Consider the following 21575-nt stretch of genomic DNA (forward strand, 5'->3'; position numbering starts at 1 on the left):
AGGGGGTAGCGGCGGGATCGTCCGCCGATGGACCGCGGCCGGTCAGCCGTACGTGTCGCCGGGACCGGTCGAACCGGGCGCGCGCAGCCGCCCGTACGAGCGCTGCGGGCCGCCGGGCCCCAGCACCTTGATCATGCGGACCGTGCCCTGCCCGAGATCGGCGTTGAGCCGCGCCACCAGCTGGGGCGCGAGCAGCCGCAGCTGCGTCGCCCAGGCGGTCGAACTGCACTGGACGGTCAGCACCCGGGCCTCGGGGGCCTCGTCGTACTTCAGGGGCACACAGTGTTTGGCCAGGTCCTCGCCCACGATCTGCGGCCAGCGGCCCATCACCCCGCCCACCGCGGCGGGCGTCTCCCAGCCGCGTTCCGTGATCAGCCGGTTGATCGCCGAGCCGAGCGCCAGCGGGTCCCGGCCGTCCGACCGGGCGCCGGAGCGCAGGCCGCCACCGCGTCTGGCCTGCTTACGCTGCTGGGCGGCGGCGCCCCGTGCCGCGGCCTGCTCCTTCGCGGCCCGCAGCGCCACCCGGGCCAGGTCCACCCCGGACGGCTCGGGTGCCTTGCCGGCGGACGCCCTGCCACCGGCCGCCTCCTTGGCGGCGCCGCCCTCGGGAGTGCCCGGCTCGCGGTCGCCCGGTCCACCCGGCGCGCGGTCCCCGGAGGCGCTCACAGCCGGGTCACCTCGCCGCCGGCGACCGCGTACCGGGTGCCCGTGAGCACTCCCGGCACGTCGTCGTCGACCGCGGCCGTCACCAGCACCTGCTCGGCCGGGGCCACCAGCTCCGCGAGGCGCTCGCGGCGCCGCGCGTCCAGCTCGGCGAAGACGTCGTCGAGGACCAGAACCGGCTCGTTGCCCTCGGCCCGCAGCAGCTCGTAGGAGGCCAGCCGCAGCGCCAGCGCGTACGACCAGGACTCCCCGTGGCTCGCGTACCCCTTCGCCGGCATCCCGCGCAGGCCCAGCAGCAGATCGTCCCGGTGCGGGCCGACGAGGGTCACCCCCCGCTCGATCTCCTGCTTCCGTACGCCGGCGAGCGCGGACAGCAGCTGTTCGTACAGCTCCTCACGGGTCCGCCCCGGGTTCTCGCCCACCGAACCCCGGTACTCGAGGCCCACCGGACCCCCGCCCGGGGCGACGTCGCCGTACGCCTTGTCGGTGAGCGGCTGGAGCACCGCGATCAGGTCCAGCCGGTGCGCCAGCAGTTCGGCGCCGACCTGGGCCAGGTGCTGGTCCCAGATGTCGAGCGTCGACATGTCCATGGAGCGGCCGCCGTGGCGGCGGGCCATCGCGGCGGACTTCAGCAGGGTGTTGCGCTGCTTCAGCACCCGGTCGTAATCGGAGCGGACCCCCGCCATCCGGGGGGACCGGGCGGTGACCAGTTCGTCCAGGAAGCGGCGGCGTTCACCCGGGTCGCCCTTGACCAGGGCCAGGTCCTCGGGGGCGAACAGCACGGTCCGCAGGATGCCCACCACGTCCCGCGGTCTGACCTGCGAGGACCGGTTGATCCGGGCACGGTTGGCGCGTCCGGGGTTGAGCTCCAGCTCAATCAGCTGGGAACGCTCGCCCTGGGTCACCGAGGCCCGGACGACGGCCCGCTCGGCGCCCATCCGCACCAGCGGGGCGTCCGAGGAGACCCGGTGGCTGCCGAGGGTGGCGAGATAGCCGACCGCCTCGACGAGGTTGGTCTTGCCCTGCCCGTTGGCCCCCACGAACACGGTGACGCCCGGGTCGAGAGGTACCTCGACCCGGGCGTACGAGCGGAAGTCGGCCAGCGAGAGATGCGTGACGTGCATGGTCGCGGGCCTTCCGTCCGTCCTGCTCTGCGTGCGTACTACTTCTTGTTCTCGACCGCGTGGCCACCGAACTGGTTGCGCAGCGCGGCGATCATCTTCATCTGCGGCGAGTCGTCCTGGCGCGAGGCGAAGCGCGCGAAGAGCGACGCGGTGATCGCGGGCAGCGGCACCGCGTTGTCGATCGCGGCCTCGACCGTCCAGCGGCCCTCGCCCGAGTCGGCGGCGTAGCCGCGCAGGCCGTCGAGGTGCTCGTCGTCGTTCAGGGCGTTGACCGCGAGGTCGAGCAGCCAGGAACGGATGACGGTGCCTTCCTGCCAGGAGCGGAAGACCTCGCGCACGTCGGTGACGGAGTCGACCTTCTCCAGGAGCTCCCAGCCCTCGGCGTAGGCCTGCATCATGGCGTACTCGATGCCGTTGTGGACCATCTTCGCGAAGTGGCCGGCGCCGACCTTGCCCGCGTGGACGGAACCGAACTCGCCCTCCGGCTTCAGGGCGTCGAAGATGGGCTGCACCTTCTCGACGTCCTCGGGCTTGCCGCCGTACATCAGGGCGTAGCCGTTCTCCAGGCCCCAGACACCGCCGGAGACGCCGCAGTCGACGAAGCCGATGCCCTTGATGCCCAGCTCGACGGCGTGCTTCTCGTCGTCGGTCCAGCGGCTGTTGCCGCCGTCGACGACGATGTCGCCGGGCTGGAGCAGCTCCGCCAGCTCGTCGATGGTGGACTGCGTCGCGGCGCCGGCCGGGACCATGACCCAGACGACACGCGGGCCCTTCAGCTTGCCCACAAGCTCTTCGAGGCTGTGGACATCGGCGACGTCCGGGTTCCGGTCGTAACCGATGACGGTGTGGCCTGCGCGGCGGATGCGCTCGCGCATGTTGCCGCCCATCTTGCCGAGGCCGACGAGACCGAGCTCCATCAGAGATTCCTTAAGCGTTGTGCCGATACGTTCCCATGTCCGAGCCTACGCCCGGCACCGGAACACGGAGCGGCGGGCAAGCTCAGCGCCGAGCCTGCCCGCCGGATCCCTTGTCGTGGGTACGGGTACCGATCAGCGTCAGCCGGAGAGGCGGACCGGCATGATCAGGTACTTGTACGCGTCGTTCGCCTCGGCGTCGACGGCCGGACGGCCGCTGAGCAGGGCGGGCTTCGTGGACGTGGTGAACGAGAGCTGGGCGACCGGGGAGTCGATGGCGCTCAGCCCGTCCAGCAGGAAGGTCGGGTTGAAGGCGATCGAGATGTCGTCGCCCTCCAGCACCGCGTCGACGCGCTCCACAGCCTGTGCGTCGTCGGAGGAACCGGCCTCCAGGATGAGCACGCCCTGCTCGAAGCTGAGCCGCACCGGGGTGTTCCGCTCGGCGACGAGGGCCACACGCTTGACGGCCTCGACGAACGGGGCGGTCTCGATCACGGCGACGGAGTTGAACTCGGTCGGGAAGAGCGTGCGGTACTTCGGCAGGTCGCCTTCGAGCAGACGGGTGGTCGTGCGGCGGCCGGCGCCCTCGAAACCGATCAGGCCCTCGCCCGCACCGGCGCCGGAGAGCGCCAGGGTGACCGTGTCGCCGCTGGTGAGCGCCTTGGCGGTGTCCAGGAGCGTCTTGGCCGGCACCAGGGCCACGGCGGAGGCGTCAGGGTTCTCCGGCTTCCACTGGAACTCGCGGACGGCGAAGCGGTACCGGTCGGTCGAGGCCAGCGTGACGGTCTCGCCCTCGATCTCGATGCGCACACCGGTGAGCACCGGGAGGGTGTCGTCGCGGCCGGCGGCGATGGCGACCTGGGCGGCGGCGGAGGCGAAGACCTCACCGGGCACCGTGCCGGTCGCGGTCGGCATCTGCGGCAGCGCCGGGTACTCCTCCACAGGCAGTGTGTGGAGGGTGAAGCGCGAGGAGCCGCAGACCACGGTGGCGCGCACCCCGTCGGTGGAGATCTCCACCGGACGGTTGGGCAGGGCGCGGCAGATGTCGGCGAGCAGACGGCCGGAGACCAGGACCGTGCCGTCCTCCTCGATCTCCGCGTCGACGGAGACCTTCGCCGAGACCTCGTAGTCGAAGCTGGAGAAGCTGAGGGCACCGTCCTCGGCCTTCAGCAGAAGGCCCGCGAGGACGGGCGCCGGCGGACGGGCCGGGAGGCTGCGGGCCACCCAGGCCACCGCCTCCGCGAGTACATCGCGCTCCACCCGGATCTTCACCGGAACCGCCTCCTGCTGTTGCTCGCTCGCCCTGCTGGCCTTCGTCGTCGATCGGGTCCGTCGGCCGGGGGGCCGGGGAGGACGCCGGGGTCCAGTCTGACGTACGGCACCGACACTCGTCGCTGCTCGGGGTCAAGTCGCCCGAAGCGGTCCGAGAGCCCAGCGAGCCAAGTTGTGCACAGCCCCCACTTCGAAGCTGATTCCTGGCTAACTCTGGGAGGTAGTAGTAGTAGGCCCTGTGGAAACCGTGGATAACGTCGTTTTCGCAGGTCAGAGCCGATTTTTTGTCCACCGCCCCTGTGGGCGCAGTCCGTGGATAACCAGGCACTTCTGTGGACACACGAAAGTTCTGCACACCCGATGCACAGGACGGGGGTACTTCTCCCCAGGGCCGTCCCCAGCTTTACCCCGGTTCCCCACAGCCCAATCGACCACCTTGGTGTGACGCCTTTCACTCTCGGCAGTGAGGAGGGGTGTCGTGTTGCCGAACAGTGGACAGAGGTGTGGAGAAGAGGGTCCCTCCTGGGGACAAGAGACCTGATCCTGTGAGTTGGCGGTGGACAACCCGGATGGACCCCTGTGGACAGATTCTTTATCCACAGGCTGTGGATCACGGTTGACCACAAATCCCCAGGCGGTTGACCTGGCCTGATGGAGTATCGACAGCGGGCCCTGTGGACGCAATCTGGACAACTTCATGTTCCCCAGGCTGTGGAGAGAAGATTTCCGGCACATCTGTGGAGAAGCACCGTGTCCGCCCTTCTGTGACCTTCTGTTCGAACAGCGACAAGCTCCACGAGCGGCCGGAACGAGGGCTCCGCGGGCCGTCGAGGACCTGAATCGCCTCCGTGGACGCCTCCGGCAGGAGACTTCCTGGAGCGTTTCCACGAACTCCGGCACCGCCGAGGAGAGGACACCGGCCGCCCGCCGACGGCGCGTCACGGACGCCGCGGGCGCATCCCGGAAACCGACCCGGAACCGCTCCACGGACGCCTCGGGGCCGTCCCGCGATTCCTGGCGGGACAGCCCTACCGGAACGACGGAAGGCGCCCCGCCGGACCGTGAAAAGGTCTGGCGGGGCGCCTCGTTGTCCACTCCCTGTGGGCGGAGTACGCCGGGGCGGGTGCCCCTCCTGTGCTGCTCGCCCACCGAACGGGACCGGCGGGGTGTCAGCCGTTCTTGATGCGGTTGGTGAGCTCGGTGACCTGGTTGTAGATGGAGCGGCGCTCCGCCATCAGCGCGCGGATCTTGCGGTCCGCGTGCATGACCGTGGTGTGGTCGCGGCCGCCGAACTGCGCGCCGATCTTCGGCAGCGAGAGATCCGTCAGTTCGCGGCAGAGGTACATGGCGATCTGGCGGGCGGTCACCAGCACGCGGCTGCGCGACGATCCGCAGAGGTCCTCGACCGTCAGCCCGAAGTAGTCGGCGGTGGCCGCCATGATCGCGGGCGCGGTGATCTCCGGCGCCGAGTCCTCCCCACCGGGGATCAGGTCCTTCAGCACGATCTCGGTGAGGCCCAGGTCCACCGGCTGCCGGTTCAGGCTCGCGAACGCCGTCACCCGGATCAGCGCGCCCTCCAGCTCACGGATGTTCCGCGAGATCCGGGACGCGATGAACTCCAGCACCTCCGGCGGGGCGTTCAGCTGCTCCTGCACCGCCTTCTTGCGCAGGATCGCGATCCGCGTCTCCAGTTCGGGCGGCTGCACATCGGTGGTGAGGCCCCACTCGAACCGGTTCCGCAGCCGGTCCTCCAGCGTCACCAGCTGCTTGGGCGGCCGGTCCGAGGAGAGCACGATCTGCTTGTTCGCGTTGTGCAGCGTGTTGAAGGTGTGGAAGAACTCCTCCTGCGTCGACTCCTTGCTCGCCAGGAACTGGATGTCGTCGACGAGCAGGATGTCCACGTCGCGGTAGCGCTTGCGGAAGGTGTCGCCCTTGCCGTCGCGGATCGAGTTGATGAACTCGTTGGTGAACTCCTCGGAGCTCACGTACCGCACCCGGGTCCCCGGGTAGAGGCTCCGCGCGTAGTGCCCGATGGCGTGCAGCAGGTGGGTCTTGCCGAGCCCGGACTCGCCGTAGATGAAGAGCGGGTTGTACGCCTTCGCCGGCGCCTCGGCCACCGCCACCGCCGCCGCGTGCGCGAACCGGTTGGACGCGCCGATGACGAAGGTGTCGAAGAGGTACTTGGGGTTCAGCCGCGCGTGCGGCTCGCCCGGTCCGGGCGCGGGGGACGGCTGCGAACCCGGACCCGGCATCCCGCCGCCGGCCCGCCCCGGCCGGTGCTGCTGGTCCTGGAGGTCGTGCCGCTCGGGCCGCTGGGACTCGTACCCCTGACGCTCCGGAGGCTGCGGCCGGTAGTCGTGCGAGGGCTGCTGCGGACGCCCGGTGCCGTACGGCTCGCGCCACTGGTCGGGCTGCTGCTCGCGGTCCTGGTAGCCGCCGTGCCGCGGCTGCTGCCAGGAGAGGTCCTCCTGGGTACGCGGCCAGGCGCCCGGCTCGGGGCGCTGCTGGTACTCCGGGTACGCGGGGCGGGCGGTCGGCATCCCGTCGTCCTGCGGACGGTGACCGTACGTGTCGTACGGGTCGCCGTGCTGCTGCTCGTCATGGGACGGGTTCGCGTAGCGGTGGTTCTGCCGGCCCTGCTGGGTCTGGTGCAGGGGCGGCGCCGGAGGGGTCGGCGGCTCACCGGCCGAGTCGTCGACCGTGATCGCGATCCGGATCGTCCGGCCGCACTCGCGGGTCAGCGTCTCGCTGATGAGCGGCGCGAGCCGGCCCTCGAGAACCCGCTTGCCCCACTCGTTCGGTACGGCGAGCAGCGCGGTGTCGGCGACCAGCGCGAGCGGCTGGCAGCGCTCGATCCACTGCTTGTCCTTCGGCTCGATGCCCTGCTGGCCCTCACCGAGGAGATGTTCCAGCACGCGTGGCCACACTGCGGCAAGATCGGCAGGTACGTCAGCCACAAGGCACGCTCTCTCGCATGTCCCACGAAAATGTGTTTCCCGGGACGGAATGGGTCGGGTCGGGTCGGGCCCGGCAGGGGGGAACGAAAAGAAGCCGGAGTTCAGCCACGGTAGTCACGGCGACCCGCCCGGTTCAAGTTGTTGTCCACAGCCTGTGCATAGCGGGGGGTCGCTCGTGGTGAGTTTGACCGGATGGCGTAGCCGCGCGTACCGTGACCAGGTCGAGTTGTCGATGGCTGCTGCCGCCTGCCTCCGATGGGCAAAGATCACGATCTGTGATTGTGAAGCGGTGCACTAAGGCGTTTACGCGAGTTCCTCGTGGGCGCACGGTGACAGCCAGGCGATGTTTCGCCACCACCCGATTTATTCTGGAGCCCCCGAGTGAGCAAGCGCACCTTCCAGCCGAACAACCGTCGTCGCGCCAAGACCCACGGCTTCCGGCTGCGTATGCGTACCCGTGCCGGCCGCGCGATTCTCGCGAACCGCCGTGGCAAGGGTCGCAGCAGCCTGTCCGCCTGATCATCCACAGGTCATGACGTGCTGCCTACCGAGAATCGGCTGAGGCGGCGCGAGGACTTCGCGACCGCGGTACGACGAGGACGCAGGGCTGGTCGCCCTCTGCTCGTCGTCCATCTACGCAGCGGTACTACGGACCCGCACGTGTCGGGGGAGACCCCTCCCCCACCGCGTGCGGGTTTCGTCGTCAGCAAAGCCGTGGGTGGTGCGGTCGTTCGCACCGCTGTGAAGCGTCGGCTACGCCACCTGGTTCGAGACCGGCTGGCTCAGCTGCCCCCCGGTAGCCTGGTTGTGGTGCGCGCGTTGCCCGGTTCGGGTGACGCCGACCACGCTCAGCTGACCCGAGACCTGGATGCCGCCCTCGCGCGGCTGCTGGGAGGGGGCGCGCGATGAAGTACCCGTTGCTGGCTCTCATCAAGCTGTACCAGTGGACGATCAGCCCACTGCTGGGCCCTGTCTGCCGCTACTACCCGTCGTGCTCGCACTACGGGTTCACGGCGATAGACCGGCACGGGGCGATCAAGGGAACAGCGCTGACCGCCTGGCGCATTCTGCGATGCAATCCGTGGTCGCCGGGCGGTGTGGACCATGTCCCGCCGCGCAAGCGTCCGCGCTGGCACGAACTGCTGCGCAACGCGCTGCGCGGTGACAAGGGCGGGGACTCCGCCACTGATGTGCCCCCCGGGGACGCGACGACCGCGACAGCCGCGGCAGCCGTGACACCGGGTCCGGCCACAGAGACCTCGCCCAAAGCTCAAGGAGCCTGATTAGTGGACACGATTGCCAGTCTGTTCAGCTTTATCACCACACCCGTCTCATGGGTGATCGTCCAGTTCCACAAGGTGTACGGGGCGATCTTCGGTGCAGACACGGGCTGGGCCTGGGGCCTGTCCATCGTGTCCCTCGTGATCCTGATCCGCATCTGCCTGGTCCCGCTCTTCGTGAAGCAGATCAAGTCGACGCGGAACATGCAGGTGCTCCAGCCGAAGATGAAGGCGATCCAGGAGCGCTACAAGAACGACAAGCAGCGTCAGTCCGAAGAGATGATGAAGCTGTACAAGGAGACGGGTACCAACCCGCTCTCCTCGTGCCTTCCGATCCTGGCGCAGTCCCCGTTCTTCTTCGCCCTCTACCACGTGCTCGCGGCCATCGCCAACGGCAAGACGATCGGCGTCATCGACCAGCCGCTGCTCGACAGCGCGCGGCAGGCCCACATCTTCGGCGCCCCGCTCGCGGCGAAGTTCATGAACAGCTCCGCCGAGGTGCAGGCGCTCGGCGCCTCGCTCGTCGACGTCCGGGTCGTCACCGCGGTCATGATCATCATGATGTCGGCCTCGCAGTTCTTCACCCAGCGCCAGCTGATGACGAAGAACGTCGACCTTTCGGTGAAGACCCCGTACATGCAGCAGCAGAAGATGCTGATGTACGTCTTCCCGCTGATCTTCGCCGTGATGGGCATCAACTTCCCCGTCGGTGTCCTCGTCTACTGGCTGACCACCAACGTCTGGACCATGGGTCAGCAGATGTACGTGATCAACCAGAACCCGACGCCGGGCAGCAAGGCCCAGGACCAGTACCTCGGGCGCCTGCTGAAGAGCATCACCCAGCACGGCGAGGTACGCGGCCGGACGCGTCGGAACACCGTCAAGCGCATCTTCGCCAAGGGCACGGAGCGCAACGACATCGAGCGCAAGTTCATCAACGGACTCTCCAAGCTGGGCCTCGCAGCCCAGGAGGACGGGACCGTGGCGAAGAGCGAGTCGTCCGTGGCCGAGGCCGAGGGAGCCACCCAGCGCCGGCACCAGCCCAAGCGGCAGAGCAAGGCGCAGAGGACGGCCACCGCCGGTCAGACCGAGGCGGCCAAGGAGCCGGACTCCGGTGACACCTCGGAGGCCAAGACCTCGCTCCAGAAGCAGGACGACAAGTCGAAGCCGGCGGGCAAGCCCGCGTCGGGCTCCTCACGCCAGGCAAAGTCCGGACCGCGCAAGGGCCCGCAGCGGCCCAAGCACCCGTCCAAGAAGTAAGGGAGTCCATCCGTGTCGGAAGGCACCATCTCCACGGCCGCTGAGGGCAGCGACACCTTGACCCGCCTTGAGCAGGAAGGCGAGATCGCGGCCGACTACCTCGAAGGCCTCCTCGACATCGCCGATCTCGACGGCGACATCGACATGGACGTCGAGGCGGACCGGGCAGCGGTCTCGATCATCAGCGAGTCGGCGCGTGAACTGCAGAAGCTGGTGGGCCGCGACGGTGAGGTGCTGGAGGCGCTCCAGGAGCTGACCCGGCTCGCGGTGCACCGGGAGACCGGTGACCGCAGCCGCCTGATGCTGGACATCGCGGGCTTCCGGGCCAAGAAGCGCGAGGTTCTGGCGGCGCTCGGCGCGAAGGCCGCGGACGAGGTCAAGAGCTCCGGTGAGCCGGTGCGGCTGGAGCCGATGACGCCGTTCGAGCGCAAGGTCGTGCACGACGCGATCGCGGCGGCCGGTCTGCGGAGCGAGTCCGAGGGCGAGGAGCCCCAGCGCTTCGTCGTCGTCCTTCCGGCCTGACCGGAACGTGTTCTGTCGGCCCCGTCTGTTCGCAGGCGGGGCCGATCTTTGTCAGCCTGATAGTCAGCCATCCACAGTGCGGTAGTGCGGTAGGGAAGGACGGTCCCCGTGACGGAGGAAGCAGCGCTCCCTCAGGCACCTGAGGCGGCCCAGGCGGTTTTCGGTGAGTACTTCCCGGAGGCCGTCAGGTACGCGGAGCTGCTCGCGGACGCGGGCGTCAAGCGTGGACTGATCGGTCCGCGCGAGGTCCCACGTCTGTGGGAGCGGCACCTGCTGAACTGCGCCGTGCTCTCCGAGGTGGTTCCTCAGGACGTCACGGTCTGCGATGTCGGCTCCGGGGCCGGGCTGCCCGGAATCCCGCTGGCTCTGGTGCGTCCTGACCTGAAGATCACGCTGCTGGAACCGCTGCTCCGGCGGACGAACTTCCTCCAGGAGGTCGTGGAACTGCTCGGCCTCGACCATGTGACGGTCGTCCGGGGCCGGGCTGAAGAGGTGCTGGGGAAGCTTCAGCCGGTGCACGTCGTCACGGCACGGGCGGTCGCACCGCTGGACCGCCTCGCCGGCTGGGGCGTTCCGCTGCTGCGCCCGTACGGCGAGATGCTGGCGCTCAAGGGCGACACCGCCGAGGAAGAGATCAACGGCGCGCGCGCCGCGCTGAGCAAGCTGGGCGTGGTGGAGACCGAGGTGCTGCACGCCGGGGCCGGTGTGGTGGACCCCACGACGACGGTGGTCCGGGTGGTCGTGGGTGAGAGCCCGGGCGGTGTGAGGTTCGCCGCAAAGAGGGCCAAGGCGGCCCGGGTGGGGCGGACGCGCCGTCGGCGCTGAACCGCCCTCCACGGACGGGACGGGGGCGCGGGCCGACGAGAAACCCCGCCGGGGTTCGGTCTGTCGGCTTGCGGGGCGATGCTCCACAGAAGTAGCCCTGACCTCACCACGCGGAGTGTCGGTGCTGGGTAGTTGCCCCACAGAGGCATCGTGTTTCACGTGAAACGTCGCTCTCTGTTGCAGGGAATCATCGGCCGTGGCCGTGCGGCTGCCACGCCGCGGGACCGCAACCCCGAACGAGCTACCAAGTTGTCCACATCGGTGGAGCCATCCACAGAACAGCGGGCCTCGCTGGTTCACAACCCCGAAAGCATGGCAGGCTCTGTTCATTGCGAGCCTGAAGTCGAGGAGAGTGAATCCTTGCGGTCCGACGCCAACATCGCGGGACCGATGACCGATCCGGTCCCCGGTCCCCGAACCGAATCCCTGGGGGACGGTGTTTCACGTGAAACACCGCCGCCGATGGATGACACCCCTATTGGCCGTGCGGCCCAGCTGGCGGTGGAGGCCCTGGGCCGTGCCGGCGAGGGTCTGCCACGCCCCGACCGGACGCGCGTCATGGTGGTCGCCAACCAGAAGGGCGGTGTGGGCAAGACGACGTCGACCGTCAACCTTGCCGCCTCGCTCGCTCTGCACGGCGCCCGCGTTCTGGTGATCGACCTCGATCCGCAGGGAAACGCCTCGACGGCTCTGGGGATCGACCACCATGCCGAGGTCCCCTCGGTCTACGACGTCCTGGTGGAGAGCATGCCGCTCTCCGAAGTCGTGCAGCCCGTTCCGGACGTCGAAGGTCTCTTCTGCGCCCCCGCCACCATCGACCTCGCCGGTGCGGAGATCGAGTTGGTCTCCCTGGTGGCACGCGAGAGCCGACTCCAGCGCGCCATTCAGGCGTACGAGCAGCCGCTCGACTACATCCTCATCGACTGCCCGCCCTCCCTGGGCCTGCTGACGGTCAATGCGATGGTCGCCGGAGCGGAAGTGCTGATCCCCATTCAGTGTGAGTACTACGCACTCGAGGGCCTGGGGCAGTTGCTGCGGAACGTCGAACTGGTGCGTGGTCACCTCAACCCTGATCTCCATGTGTCCACAATCCTGCTCACCATGTACGACGGCAGGACTCGCCTCGCGTCCCAGGTCGCGGAGGAGGTGCGCAGCCACTTCGGCAAGGAGGTGCTGCGGACGAGCATCCCGAGGTCCGTACGTATCTCGGAGGCTCCGAGCTACGGACAGACCGTGCTGACGTACGATCCGGGATCGAGCGGATCGCTGTCCTATCTCGAAGCGGCGCGTGAGATTGCGCTGCGGGGCGTCGGAGTGCGGTACGAACCCCAGCCCGCCCACGTGGGCAGTCAGAGCACCCAGCGGAGCATTTCGGAGGGCATCCAGTGAGTGACCGTCGTCGAGGGCTGGGGCGCGGCCTCGCTGCGTTGATCCCGGCAGCTCCCACGGAGAAGCAGGTGGCACCCCAGGGGCCCGGTCAGGTGCTGGCCGCCGAGCGGGGAGTGCCGGCCGCGAAGCTGTCCGCTCTTTCGAACGGACCTCTGGTGCCCGAGCCGAAATCGCCGGAACCGCCGGTGGAGCAGTCGGAGCCGGATCCGGTCGGCGCGTACTTCGCCGAACTGCTGCCGGAGTCGATCCGCCCCAACCCTCAGCAGCCGCGCGAGGTGTTCGACGAGGTGGCGCTCGACGAGCTGGTCACCTCGATCAAGGAGGTGGGTCTCCTCCAGCCCGTCGTGGTGCGCCAGGTGGGGACCGACCAGTACGAGCTCATCATGGGTGAGCGGCGGCTGCGGGCCAGCCGGGAGGCGGGCCTGGAGCGGATCCCCGCGATCGTCCGGGAGACGGAGGACGACAAGCTTCTGCTGGACGCGCTCCTCGAGAACCTGCACCGGGCACAGCTCAACCCGCTGGAGGAGGCCGCCGCCTACTCCCAGCTGCTGAAGGAGTTCAACTGCACCCAGGAGCAGCTGGCCGACCGGATCGGCCGCTCGCGGCCCCAGGTCTCCAACACGCTGCGTCTGCTGCGTCTGCCGCTCTCCGTACGGAGCAGGGTGGCGGCCGGAGTTCTCTCGGCAGGCCATGCGCGCGCGCTGCTCTCGCTGGAGGACCCCCAGGAGCAGGAGGATCTCTCCCGTCGCATCGTGCGCGAGGGTCTCTCGGTGCGGTCGACCGAGGAGATCGTCAAGGTCATGGAGTCGAAGAGCACCCGCTCCGCGAAGCCGAAGGGGCCGAGGGCGGGAAGTCTGGTCTCACCCGCCCTGAGTGATCTGGCGTCGCGGCTGTCGGACCGGTTCGAGACCCGGGTGAAGGTCGACCTTGGCCAGAAGAAGGGGAAGATCGTCGTCGAGTTCGCCTCGATGGAAGATCTCAACCGCATCCTCGGCAGCCTCGCACCCGGTGAGGGACGCGTGCTGGAGAGCGGCACCTCCGCGAAGCCGGCCGAGGACGAAGCGGCGGGCTGACGGTTCCGGTAGTGCGTGGAAGGACGGGTCCTGTTCCGGCAGCGGAACAGGACCCGTCCTTTGCTCGTTCCCGGGTAGGCGCCTGCTGTCCGCGTCGATACGATTCGATCTGGTAGGGCGCATCTCCCGGGATCCAAGGAAGTGAGGGATCGCCTTCATGGGGCGTCGGCTCGTACCGCTCACCCTGGACAACCTTCCGGATCTTCCCCAGCGCTGTCGGTCCTGTGTGTTCTGGGAGTTGGACCCCGTCAGGGCGGACGCCGCGATCAAGGCGGGCGAGTCGGAGGCGGCGAAGGAATCATGGCTCTCCGCCGTCCTCCTGGAGTGGGGCTCCTGCGGTCGTCTGGTCCACGTCGACGAGGTGCCGGTGGGCTACGTGCTGTACGCCCCGCCGGCCTACGTACCGCGATCCATCTCCTTTCCCACCAGCCCGGTCTCACCGGACGCAGTGCAGCTGATCACCGGATGGATCGACCCCGCGTACCAGCGGCAGGGGATCGGAAGGGTCATGGTCCAGACGGTGGCGAAGGATCTGCTGCAGCGGGGCTTCAAAGCGATCGAAGCCTTCGGTGAGGCGCGGTGGAAGGAACCCGCGTGCCTTCTCCCGGCGGATCACCTTCTGGCGGTGGGCTTCAAGACGGTCCGGCCTCATCCCGTCCATCCGCGTCTGCGACTGGACCTGCGGACGACGCTCTCCTGGCGGGAAGACGTCGAGTTGGCGTTGGACCGGCTGCTGGGAGTGGTGCAGAAGGACCCCGTGCTCCGGCCGCTCTGACGGTTGAGGGCTACCGAGGGATCCTCAGGGCAGAGCATCAGGGACAGCGGTACGGGAACAGCAGAACGGGTCGGCCTCTTGATGAGGCCGACCCGTTTCACGTGAAACATGCTCCGTGCGCACTGCTGGGTGCGCGCACGGCGCGGGTGGTGCTTACTCGGTGGTGCTTACTTCGCGACGATGAAGTCTTCGAGGTCACGGATGATCGCGGCCTTGGGCTTGGCACCGACGATGGTCTTGGCGACCTCGCCACCCTGGTAGACGTTGAGCGTCGGAATGGACATCACGCCGTACTTCGCAGCGGTTTCCGGGTTCTCGTCGATGTTGAGCTTCACGATCTCGATCTCGTCGTGCTCAGCAGCGATGGCCTCCAGGGAGGGGGCGATCTGGCGGCACGGGCCGCACCAGGCCGCCCAGAAGTCCACGAGGACGGGCTTGCCGCTCTTGAGGACCTCTTCCTCGAAGGTAGCGTCGGTAACGTTCTTCAGCGCGCCGGCCACGGCGGCCTCCTTAACTACAGGGTGGGGGTGTGGGTGGAGCAGTTCAGACGGCCGGGGTCTTCTCCGGCTCGGCGAGCTTCTCGTCCGCCAGGGCGGCCAGGAAGCGTTCGGCGTCGAGAGCGGCCGAGCAACCGGTGCCGGCCGCGGTGATGGCCTGACGGTAGGTGTGGTCGACGACGTCGCCGGCACCGAAGACGCCCGTGAGGTTGGTGCGGGTCGAGGGGGCCTGGACCTTGAGGTAGCCCTCCTCGTCGAGGTCGAGCTGACCCTTGAAGAGCTCGGTCCGCGGGTCGTGGCCGACAGCGATGAAGAGGCCGGTGACAGCCAGCTCGGAGGTCTCTCCGGTCTTGGTGTTGCGCAGGGTCAGACCGGAGAGCTTCTGCTCACCGTGGACCCCGGCGACCTCACTGTCCCAGGCGAACTTGATCTTCGGGTCGGCGAAGGCGCGCTCCTGCATCGCCTTGGAGGCGCGGAGCGTGTCACGGCGGTGGACGATGGTGACCGACTTCGCGAAGCGGGAGAGGAAGGTCGCCTCCTCCATGGCGGTGTCGCCGCCGCCGATGACCGCGATGTCCTGGTCCTTGAAGAAGAACCCGTCGCAGGTGGCGCACCAGGAGACGCCGCGCCCGGAGAGGGCGTCCTCGTTCGGCAGACCGAGCTTCCGGTGCTGGGATCCGGTGGTCACGATGACGGCCTTGGCCCGGTGGACCGTGCCCGCCGTGTCGGTGACCGTCTTGATCTCGCCGGTCAGATCGACGGCGACCACGTCGTCCGGAACCAGCTCCGCGCCGAAGCGCTCGGCCTGGGCGCGCATGTTGTCCATGAGGTCGGGACCCATGATGCCGTCCTGGAACCCGGGGAAGTTCTCCACGTCGGTGGTGTTCATCAGCGCACCACCAGCGGTGACGGCACCCTCGAAGACCAGGGGCTTCAGCGAGGCGCGAGCGGTGTACAGGGCGGCCGTGTATCCAGCCGGCCCGGAGCCGATGATGATCACATTACGGACGTCGCTCACGGGTGTCTTCCTCGTCTCTGCGGTCTGCCTGCTTGTCTGTGGGGGTCGGTTCTACGACTCTCACCCCACCCAACGGATCCTACGGGGCGTGCATTCCCGATCTGCCCTGCGTGGCGTGGGGCACATCGGGGTCAGGTGCGGGGGTAGGCGTGGGTGAACAGAAGGGAGCCCGTACCCGTGGGATCGGCGGCGGTGCATCCGGCGTCGACGAGGTAGGCGGTGACCTGGGAACTGTCAGTGGGGTGCGGCAGTACCACGAGATAGGTGTCGGCCCCCCGGTAGACGCCTGTCTCCACCGCGAGGGCGGAAGCAGTACGGCCGAGGGCCCGCTGGACGCAGGCGGGTACGGACGGCGCCCGCAGTGGACGGTCGACCGTGGGTGGCCCGGAGGAGCCTGCTTCCCGCGGGGGGCTGTCGGCACCCTCGGTGCGCTGAAGGGCGGAGGCGCTGTCCAGGAGGCCGCGCACCTGTTCCGGGAGCGTGGCCGTGGTGAACTCGACGGCGGATGACGCTGCTGCCCCCGCGCCGTCCTCCGAGGGCGCGGACGCAGCCATGGCCCCGGAGTCCGCTTTGTTGTCGGACGAAGCGCCGGCCGTCATTCCTGCCGTCTGGAACACGAGCGTGCCCATGCCCAGAATCGCGGCGCCGAATACGGTCCCTAGGACGATGCGACGACGCCGGGGGGAACGGCGCCGGCCCGGGCCTGTGGAGGCGCCGGACGGGCTGGTGGCGGAACGGGACATCGGCGCCCTGCGCTTCGGCGGATTCCCGGCAGCCGAGCCTGCGGTCTGCTCGGCGGTGCTCTCCGCCGGGTTCTCCGCCGAGTTCTCCGCGGTGTGATCTGTCGGCTGCTCCGCGGTCCACGATGCCGTTCGGTCGGCCGCTGTTTCACGGGCGGCTGCTCCACTGCACGCTTCTTCACGGGCCGCTGCTTCAGCGACCGCTGGTTCACGCGGCGCCGTTTCACGTGAAACATCGACGCTCTCCGCGGGGGCGACCGCAGGGGTGCGGGTGTCGAGAGGTGCCTCGGCGGCGAGGGCTGCGCTGATGCGGGCCGTGACGTCGGCGGGCATGGGGGAAGGCTCCGGCAGCGAGCCGAGCAGAGACCTGATCTCTTCCAGGGAGGAGCGCATGTCTTCGCAGAGCGCGCAGCTGAAGAGGTGACGCCGGATCTCCGTGGCCCGGGCGACGGGGAGGACGCCTTCGTCGAAGTCGGAGATCTCGGTGACGTCCGGATGCTGAGCCGTGTCGGTCGTGGATGTCATGGGTGTCCGCCTCCGCCCTGCGCTGCGGCAGGATCATGCGCTCCTGCGTCCCTCGGCGCTGACGCCCTTGGGACGAATGGACCTTGTGATCGGTTCCGATCGGAACCTGGCGGGCCCTTGCTCGTCCTTGGCGGGTCCTCCGTGTCGCGCCCGCGCAGGTGACTCAGCAGCGGCAGGAGTCTGGCCCGCCCCCGGGCGCAGCGACTCTTCACCGTGCCGGCCGGGATTTCGAGAATCACGGCTGCCTCCGCGACGGGATATCCCTGCATGTCCACGAGGACCAACGCGGCGCGCTGCTCGGGAGGGAGCGTGGCGAGCGCGGCCAGCAGCTCACGGTGCAGATCCTGACGCTCGGCGGGTGCCTCGGCCGACTCGTGCGGCTCCAGCACCTGATCGAGGCGCTCGGCGGTGTCCACCGGTGAGGTCTTGCGGGAGGCGGCCTTGCGCGCCCGGTCGAGGCAGGCGTTCACGGTGATCCGGTGCAGCCAGGTGGTGACGGCGGACTGTCCCCGGAACGTGTGGGCGGAGCGGAACGCGGAGACGAGGGCGTCCTGGACCGCGTCCGCCGCTTCCTCCCGGTCTCCGAGCGTCCGCAGCGCCACGGCCCACAGGCGGTCCCGGTGGCGCCGCACCAGCTCACCGAAGGCTTCCGGTACGCCGGCCACGTGCTGTGCCAGTAGCTCCTGGTCGCTGATGTCGACGAATCTGGCGTCGTCCAACGGTGAGCTCCCCCGCCCCTTGCGTCCGTCAGCTGGTGACCTTGATCTCGGAGACCTTGCCCCGGTAATCCTTCCCACTGCCGGGCAGCTCGGTGAGCCAGACGAGCAGGTACCTCGCCTGGACGGGGTTCCCGGGCTTCAGCGTCACGTCCGTCCCCGAACCCTCGGCCACCTTGGTGAAGCCGTCGGGCATGGAGGGCGGTGACGCGTCCTTCGCGGTGCGCAGCTCGACCGAGGTGGTGCCGTCGAGGAAGGAGACGTCCACAGAACCGACCTGCTGCACCTTGCCGAGGTCGAGAACCATGCCGACGCCTGTTTTGAGGGCGCCGAACTTGGCGGTGTAGTAGCTCTGGGTGGACCAGTAGGTGCTCGGGTCACCGTCGTAGGCATTCTTTATCGCCTCGGGCTTCTCGCCCCCGTCGGTGCCGAGAGGGTCGTAGTCCTGGGCTCCCACGATGGTGATCGGCTTGCCGGAGACGAGTACGTTCTTGTCGGTGCTGCCGCTGTCCGTCGTCCGGGTCGTGTCGGTCTCCGGGGTTTTCTTGTTGTCCAGGAGAGTCTCGGCGAGCTGCCAGCTGCCGAGCCCCAGCGCTGCGATGAGCAGGGCGGAGACGGCCCACTTCAGAGCCCTGCCGGTGCGGCTCTGCAGCGGCGCCGGAGGCGCGGCCATGACCGGCACCGGCTGTGCGGGGCGGGCTGACGGACGCCCGTACGTTCCCTGCTGGTAGGTGGTCCGCTGGTACTCGGGCGGAGCGGTGAAGGTCGGCTCGGGCGGCAGGATGCGCGGCATCGCGGCGACCGCCTTGGCCAGCTCGTCCGGGGTGGTGCAGGGAGGCTCCTGCCGCGACGCGGTGGCGCCGTCGTTGGCGAGCGCGCGCATGGCGAGCTCGGAGAGGCCGCGGTGGACTCCCGCCCTGACCTGGTCGGGGGCGATGAGCCCCATTCCCTTGGGCAGGCCCACGAGCCCGTAGGCGTCGCTCTCGTAGGGCCACCGCTGCGTGAGGGCCGCGTACAGCAGGGCGCCGATCGCCTCGGTGTCCGTACGCAGCGGACGCTCGGCCGTGATGCCCCGCAGGGCGGCGTCCACGGCGAGGCCGCGGATGCGGTACTGCCCGGTGGAGCTGCGCAGGACGGCGCCGGGGGTCAGGCGCAGATGGGCCAGCCCCTCGCGGTGTGCTGCGGCCATGGCCTGGGAGAGCTGACCGACGAGCTGGAACGCGTCGTGCGCCTCCATCGGGCCCGCGGCGAGCAGCGTGGTGAGTTCGACGGCGTCCGGGAGCCACTCGTGGACGACGTAGACGAAGTCGCCCTCTTCCACGGCGTCCAGCACCTGCACGAAGCGTGGGTCGCCGAGCAGGGCGGACGAGCGTGCCGCTGCCAGCACGGGCCGGGCGCGGGGATGGTTCGCCGTGAGCAGGTGGACTCCCACCGCGCGCCGCAGCTTCTCGTCGACCGCTCGCCAGCTGCTGAAACCATCCAGCCGGGTGACGCACTCTTCGAGCCGGTAGCGCTTGGCCAGCTTGTGGCCGCTGTGCAGATCGGGTGCCGGCGGCTCCGCAGGGGAGCCTGCGTCCTTGTCGTCCACGCCGTCGGGGCTCCCGCCCTCCGCGCTCTTGGCTTCAGCCGTCCCGTCGGTCGTGGCCTCGTCCGCCTTCGCGGCCAGCGGCTCGTCGCCGCTGTTGTCGGCCACGTCGACGGCAGCCGTGCTACGTTCCGCCACCGTCGTTCCTGCCTCCCCATCCGTTGCGCGATGCCAGCCAGCTCTGCTTACAGTCACGCCAATTGTGCCCACACTCCGGCGCTATGCACGACACGCGGAGACCGGCGATGGTTGTGTGCTGCGGCGCCCGTTCAGCGGCCGAGCCGTCCCCGGACCATACCCATCAGGCCGTTCACCTCTTCGATCCGCATCTTCTTGGCCGCTCCGAAGAAGATGCCGAGCAGGAGCAGACCGCCACAGATCAGTGCGGCGACCGAACCGAGCACTCCTTCGCCGAGAAGTTCGAGCAGGGCGACTCCCACGACACCTCCGACCAGTGCGGCAGGGATCGCCGCCATGCAGAGGCGGGCGTACGTGCGGACGACGCGGGCGCCGTCCAGATCGCCGCCGAGCCGCTTGCGCAGCCGGCGCCAGGCGATGCCGACCCCGACCGCGTAGGCGAGGCCGTAGGACGCCGCCATGCCGACCACCGCCCAGCGGGCCGGGAGGGCGACGTAGCAGAGGGCCGAGGCGGCGGCGTTGACGGCCGCCACGATGACCGTGTTGTAGAAGGGGGTGCGGGTGTCCTCGTAGGCGTAGAAGCCGCGCAGCACGACGTACTGCACCGAGTACGGGATGAGGCCGAGGGCGAAGGCCATCAGGATGAAGCCCATCGACCGGGAGGCATCGGACCCGCTGGACCCGTAGAGCAGGGTGCACATCGGCAGGCCGAGCGCGAGGAACGCGAAGGCGACCGGCACGATCGCGACGGCGGAGTTCCGCAGCCCCTGCGAGATGTCGTCGCGGACCGCGCCGGGGTCGTTGTCGTGCGCGGCCCGGGCGATGCGGGGCAGCAGGGCGGCCATCACGGAGACGGTGATGATGGCCTGCGGCATGCCCCAGATGAGCTGGGCGTTGGAGTACGCCAGGAAGCCCGTGCCGTCCTGGCCGGAGAGCTTGCCCGCCGAGGTGGCGAGCTGGGTGACGACCAGGACGCCCGCCTGGTTGGCGAGGACGAAGAGCACGGTCCACTTGGCCAGCTTGATCGTCTTGCCGAGGCCGTGACCCTTCCAGTCGAAGCGCGGCCGGAAGCGGAATCCGGCCTCGCGCAGGTACGGGATCATCGCCAGGGCCTGCACGGTGAGCCCGAGCAGGGTGCCGATGCCCAGCAGCCGCACGCCGTCCGGCGGGATGGTCTCGACGCCCATCCGGGATTCGGCCGAGGTGCCGTAGACCCAGATGAAGAGACCGAACGTGGCGATCATGACGATGTTGTTGAGGACCGGGGTCCACATCATCGCGCCGAACTTGCCGCGTGCGTTCAGGATCTGCCCCATCACGACGTGCACGCCCATGAAGAAGATCGTCGGCAGGCAGTAGCGCGCGAAGGTGACGGCCACACTGTTGGCGTCGGGGTCTCGGGCGATAGGGAGCGACATCAGCTTGATGAGCAGTGGCGCGGCGAACACCGCCGCAGCCACGATCACGCCGAGCGCGACCATCACCAGGGTGAGCAGGCGGTTGGCGTACGCCTCGCCGCCGTCCTCGTCGTCCTTCATGGAACGGACGAGCTGGGGGACGAACACGGAGTTCAGACCGCCGCCGACGGTGAGGATGTAGATCATCGTCGGCAGGGTGTAGGCGATGGTGAAGCTGTCGCCGAGCAGGGCCGCACCGAGGGCCGCCGTGATGACCAGGCTCCGGACGAAGCCGGTGAGCCGGGAGACGAGCGTTCCGGCGGCCATCAGGGCACTGGACTTGAGCAGTCCCGAAGCCCGTCCGCCGGACTTCTGCGGCGCGGGCGCCTTGGCGGGCTCGGGTTCGGGCGCGCTGGCAGCGTGCCGGCCGCCGCCGGAGCCCTCCTGGTCCCGGAAGAGGTGGGCGAAGGCGTCCGGCTCCACCTCGTCCTCCGAGGCGCGGGTGACGAGGTCGTCGACGCCCACGAACTGAGTCGTCAGGGCGTCGTCGCCGTAGGGAAGGTGCCGGGAGGGCCCTGCGGGCTCCGGTGCGGGCGTCTGGGCCCAGAGCCGGGGGTCCGGGGGGTACTGGGACGCGGGAGGCTGCTGGTAGAGCGGCTGCGGCTCCTGGTACGTGCCCGGGGGCGGCGGCGGGTGGGAAGCCCGGTCGTACAGGGCTTCGCCGACCGGGTCCTGGGCGGCGAGGTCGCGCGCCCGGTAGGGGTCGTGGTCGTAGGCGTGCTGGAGGTACGGGTCGGCCGGAGCCATCCCGTCCGGTCCCGTCTCCGGGGGCACACGGTCGGCGCCCGTCCCGCCCGCGCCATGCACGCGGTCACCGTCGTACGGCGCGTTCATCGAAACCCCAC

The 21575-nt window shown here is 69.2% G+C and carries 20 protein-coding genes; 9 read left to right on the plus strand and 11 right to left on the minus strand.

The window, feature by feature from the left end:
* Positions 1-42: 42 nt before the first annotated feature.
* The 5 genes from ACWCWD_RS04420 to dnaA form a co-directional block, all read right to left on the minus strand.
* The gene (locus ACWCWD_RS04420; protein WP_450770150.1) at positions 43-666 is read right to left on the minus strand and encodes a DUF721 domain-containing protein; all 624 of its coding nucleotides are present in this window, start codon (positions 664-666) and stop codon (positions 43-45) included.
* Positions 663-1787 (minus strand): DNA replication/repair protein RecF, encoded by a 1125-nt coding sequence (gene recF, locus ACWCWD_RS04425; RefSeq protein ID WP_450770151.1) that lies wholly within the window; start codon positions 1785-1787, stop codon positions 663-665. The genes ACWCWD_RS04420 and recF overlap by 4 nt, the downstream gene beginning before the upstream one ends.
* A 38-nt stretch (positions 1788-1825) precedes the next feature.
* A complete protein-coding gene (gene gnd, locus ACWCWD_RS04430) occupies positions 1826-2704 on the minus strand; it encodes a phosphogluconate dehydrogenase (NAD(+)-dependent, decarboxylating) (protein ID WP_450770153.1) in 879 nt (292 codons plus the stop codon).
* Positions 2705-2842: 138 nt separating this feature from the next.
* Positions 2843-3973: a DNA polymerase III subunit beta gene (gene dnaN, locus ACWCWD_RS04435; protein ID WP_386885238.1), complete on the minus strand. Its 1131-nt coding sequence runs from the start codon at positions 3971-3973 to the stop codon at positions 2843-2845.
* A 1169-nt stretch (positions 3974-5142) separates the two neighbouring features.
* Positions 5143-6930: a chromosomal replication initiator protein DnaA gene (gene dnaA, locus ACWCWD_RS04440; RefSeq protein ID WP_450770155.1), complete on the minus strand. Its 1788-nt coding sequence runs from the start codon at positions 6928-6930 to the stop codon at positions 5143-5145.
* Positions 6931-7311: 381 nt separating this feature from the next.
* Here dnaA and rpmH point away from each other — a divergent pair, with 381 nt between their 5' ends.
* The 9 genes from rpmH to ACWCWD_RS04485 all read left to right on the plus strand — a co-directional run bounded on the left by rpmH (position 7312) and on the right by ACWCWD_RS04485 (position 14054).
* Complete coding sequence (rpmH, locus tag ACWCWD_RS04445; RefSeq protein ID WP_003967884.1) at positions 7312-7449, plus strand: 50S ribosomal protein L34; 138 nt, start codon at positions 7312-7314, stop codon at positions 7447-7449.
* Positions 7450-7467: 18 nt separating this feature from the next.
* Positions 7468-7839, plus strand: coding sequence for a ribonuclease P protein component (rnpA, locus tag ACWCWD_RS04450; protein WP_327176815.1), 372 nt, complete (start codon positions 7468-7470; stop codon positions 7837-7839).
* A complete protein-coding gene (gene yidD / locus ACWCWD_RS04455) occupies positions 7836-8213 on the plus strand; it encodes a membrane protein insertion efficiency factor YidD (RefSeq protein ID WP_450770156.1) in 378 nt (125 codons plus the stop codon). The genes rnpA and yidD overlap by 4 nt, the downstream gene beginning before the upstream one ends.
* 3 nt (positions 8214-8216) lie before the next feature.
* Positions 8217-9470: a membrane protein insertase YidC gene (yidC, locus tag ACWCWD_RS04460; RefSeq protein WP_450770158.1), complete on the plus strand. Its 1254-nt coding sequence runs from the start codon at positions 8217-8219 to the stop codon at positions 9468-9470.
* Positions 9471-9482: 12 nt separating this feature from the next.
* Entirely contained in the window at positions 9483-9992 is a 510-nt protein-coding gene (locus tag ACWCWD_RS04465) for a Jag family protein (protein WP_266706608.1), read from the plus strand.
* Positions 9993-10100: 108 nt separating this feature from the next.
* Positions 10101-10817: a 16S rRNA (guanine(527)-N(7))-methyltransferase RsmG gene (gene rsmG, locus ACWCWD_RS04470; protein ID WP_450770159.1), complete on the plus strand. Its 717-nt coding sequence runs from the start codon at positions 10101-10103 to the stop codon at positions 10815-10817.
* Between the two features lie 312 nt (positions 10818-11129).
* Positions 11130-12206, plus strand: a complete 1077-nt coding sequence (locus tag ACWCWD_RS04475; protein WP_450770377.1) for a ParA family protein — start codon at positions 11130-11132, stop codon at positions 12204-12206.
* Positions 12203-13279 carry a ParB/RepB/Spo0J family partition protein gene (locus tag ACWCWD_RS04480; protein WP_450770161.1) on the plus strand — a complete coding sequence of 359 codons (1077 nt, stop codon included), beginning with the start codon at positions 12203-12205 and terminating at the stop codon, positions 13277-13279. Before ACWCWD_RS04475 ends, ACWCWD_RS04480 begins: the two co-directional genes overlap by 4 nt.
* 157 nt (positions 13280-13436) lie before the next feature.
* Positions 13437-14054: a GNAT family N-acetyltransferase gene (locus ACWCWD_RS04485; RefSeq protein ID WP_450770162.1), complete on the plus strand. Its 618-nt coding sequence runs from the start codon at positions 13437-13439 to the stop codon at positions 14052-14054.
* A 167-nt stretch (positions 14055-14221) separates the two neighbouring features.
* Here the strand turns inward: ACWCWD_RS04485 and trxA are convergent, their stop codons facing one another.
* The 6 genes from trxA to murJ all read right to left on the minus strand — a co-directional run bounded on the left by trxA (position 14222) and on the right by murJ (position 21564).
* Positions 14222-14554, minus strand: a complete 333-nt coding sequence (gene trxA, locus ACWCWD_RS04490; protein ID WP_327176808.1) for a thioredoxin — start codon at positions 14552-14554, stop codon at positions 14222-14224.
* Between the two features lie 43 nt (positions 14555-14597).
* Positions 14598-15569: a thioredoxin-disulfide reductase gene (trxB, locus tag ACWCWD_RS04495; protein ID WP_390959201.1), complete on the minus strand. Its 972-nt coding sequence runs from the start codon at positions 15567-15569 to the stop codon at positions 14598-14600.
* Positions 15570-15700: 131 nt separating this feature from the next.
* A complete protein-coding gene (locus tag ACWCWD_RS04500) occupies positions 15701-16834 on the minus strand; it encodes an anti-sigma factor family protein (protein ID WP_450770165.1) in 1134 nt (377 codons plus the stop codon).
* Positions 16831-17553 carry an RNA polymerase sigma factor SigM gene (sigM, locus tag ACWCWD_RS04505; RefSeq protein WP_450770166.1) on the minus strand — a complete coding sequence of 241 codons (723 nt, stop codon included), beginning with the start codon at positions 17551-17553 and terminating at the stop codon, positions 16831-16833. Before sigM ends, ACWCWD_RS04500 begins: the two co-directional genes overlap by 4 nt.
* 28 nt (positions 17554-17581) lie before the next feature.
* Positions 17582-19273, minus strand: a complete 1692-nt coding sequence (locus tag ACWCWD_RS04510) for a protein kinase family protein (RefSeq protein ID WP_450770167.1) — start codon at positions 19271-19273, stop codon at positions 17582-17584.
* A gap of 131 nt (positions 19274-19404) precedes the next feature.
* Entirely contained in the window at positions 19405-21564 is a 2160-nt protein-coding gene (gene murJ / locus ACWCWD_RS04515) for a murein biosynthesis integral membrane protein MurJ (protein ID WP_450770169.1), read from the minus strand.
* Between the last annotated feature and the right edge of the window lie 11 nt (positions 21565-21575).

It is taken from the genome of Streptomyces sp. NPDC001493, from assembly GCF_053597235.1.